1 protein-coding gene is annotated in these 2,190 nt (G+C 56.3%); it reads left to right on the forward strand.

What is annotated here, in order from left to right; genetic code table 11:
* Positions 1-424 precede the first annotated feature (424 nt).
* Positions 425-871 (forward strand): hypothetical protein, encoded by a 447-nt coding sequence (locus LNV28_RS24935; protein WP_263521097.1) that lies wholly within the window; start codon positions 425-427, stop codon positions 869-871.
* Positions 872-2,190: the final 1,319 nt, after the last annotated feature.

Here is a 2,190-nt window from a genome sequence, read left to right on the forward strand (position 1 = left end):
ACTCGCCTTCGCCGACATTCACACGCCCAGAGTAGTGCGGGTGGTTGGGGATATCGGGTTATTGGACAGCCTCGTTATGCAGCAAGCTAAGCAACGCTTGAAGGTCCGGTTTCGGTCGTTCGCTCGCCTCGATCGCGCGGAGCAATCTGCCATGATTTCCTCGGCGTCAGGATGCATCCGATCCGGCTCAGCATTCGGCCGCCGTGATCTTGCCGGTCTTGGCCAAGCTGCTCATTCTCTTTTCTTGTTTCTCCGTCGGCCCGCAGAAGAACAACGCGCTTGCCGCCTCAGCCGAGCGCCTCATGGGTACAGCTTCGGTATGCTGTCGGCCACCTCCACCGCAGTGCCCTCGAAGTGGCTCTGCATAACCGGTCGCTCGAGCCGATCGCCTGCGGCTCCGGCTCAGCTTCAACGTTAGGCTTCTATGGTCAAGTTGATCGCGGGAATTTTTCTGGGATTGCTTCTTGCGGGCATGGCTGCAGCAGAGCCCGTCCGGATGCTAAGTCTGAAGGTGTTTGAATTTTCCTCTGCTGCCACTGCGATGAGCGGAGCTCAGCGGAATTCGATTCAGCACATGGTGTCGCAGATGAGAGAGAAGTGCATTCGAGAACCATTTGAGTTAGTGGCTTCGGTGACAGAGGTGCAGAAGAATCTGAAAATTAGTGAAGAAATGAAACCTAGCGCTTTGGCATTGGAATTCACAGCCGCATTGCGAGTGGCTGGCGTACCGGAAAAAATGATCTACAACTCAATTGTTTCCACTCAGCACTACGCACACCAGACCAAATCGGAGAAGCCGATCAAAGGCAAGGCCATTGAAATTTCGCTCGAATGCACCCCGTCGGCTGGAGCTATCAGGCGCGCCGCCTAACCGGTCGCTCAACCGGATCCGCAACGGCATGCCGCCTTCGGGCCTCATTTCATTCTGGCCCTGCGGCGTCCCGCCGTCGCGGGCCGGTTAGCTTCAACGTTTGGCCGCACAAACATGCATCGTCGCTTCGCCCTCTTCTCTCTCGGCACTCTTGTGGCCGGTTGCGCATCGACCGACAACAGACCCCTTGTATTTCCTCCCGATACGCCACTTCAGGATCCTTTACCAGGCAAGGCAATCGCCTACTTGATCCGAATACCCCGGGACAATGCGGCTGTGGAAGTCCACATAAATGACACTTTGCTGGCAGTTCTACCACCGGACGCGTACACGGTTCTGTCACTTGATCCTGGACAACACAACCTGGAAACGAGGGTTCGACCCGCCACCCAGGATGCAGTACAACAACTTCTGACTGTGAAGGCCGAGGAACGCCGCTTTTTCTACACATCAGTGCCCACGCGATCCTCAGTCAACTTTGGCATTATCCCAATCGCGTCAGGCTTTGTACCCTTGTTCACGCCCTCAACCGTTGCGATTGGCGCACGCAGGTGGACAGAATGTCGTGAGATCGATGCGCAGGGATTGCTATCAAATGCAAAGTTGGTCCTGCCGGAACGTGCGGCCTAACCCTGCGCTCGAGTGGATTCGGCCATCTTTCCGCGCTACGCTTCCCGTATATTTTCAGCTTCGCGCGGCCAGCTGGCTGCGGCCGCTCAGCTCGAACGTTAGGCCTCAAAACAAGCTATGGAACCCTGCAAGCCGCATCCGAGTAACGTGCCAGGTGACTTCTATGTTGAGGATGGGTGCTGCCTCTCATGCAACATGCCATTCACCGTTGCGGACGATCTCTTTGAATCATCTCCGGATGGCCATTGCTACGTAAGCAAGCAGCCCTCGAATGCACGAGAAATGCATCGGATGATTCAGGCATTTGAAGTTCAGGATGTCGGCTGCATCCGATACAAAGGGTCCAATCGAGTGATTCAGATTCGGCTGGTTGCATCAGGAGAGGCCGAGCAGTGCGACCATCTGCATCGTGATCTTGCTGCTCTTGGAAGAGAAGTTGCTGCCGACCGAGGCGGACTCAAAGACAAGGCCACCCCGCGGCGAGCATGGTGGCAACTTTGGAGCTGAGGACTAACCATTCGCTCAACCGGACCCTACACGGCGCCGCGCCTTCGGGCATCATTTCATTCTTTCCCTGCGGCACTTCGCCGTTCCGGGCCCCTCAGCTTCGACGTTGAGGCTGTAAAAAAACTCCCTACCGGGTCCGTCCCGATTCATTGCGCAGCCCCTGACGCGTCAAATACGCAGAC

Source organism: Paucibacter sp. DJ2R-2 (genome assembly GCF_025717675.1).
GTDB lineage: Bacteria > Pseudomonadota > Gammaproteobacteria > Burkholderiales > Burkholderiaceae_C > Paucibacter_A.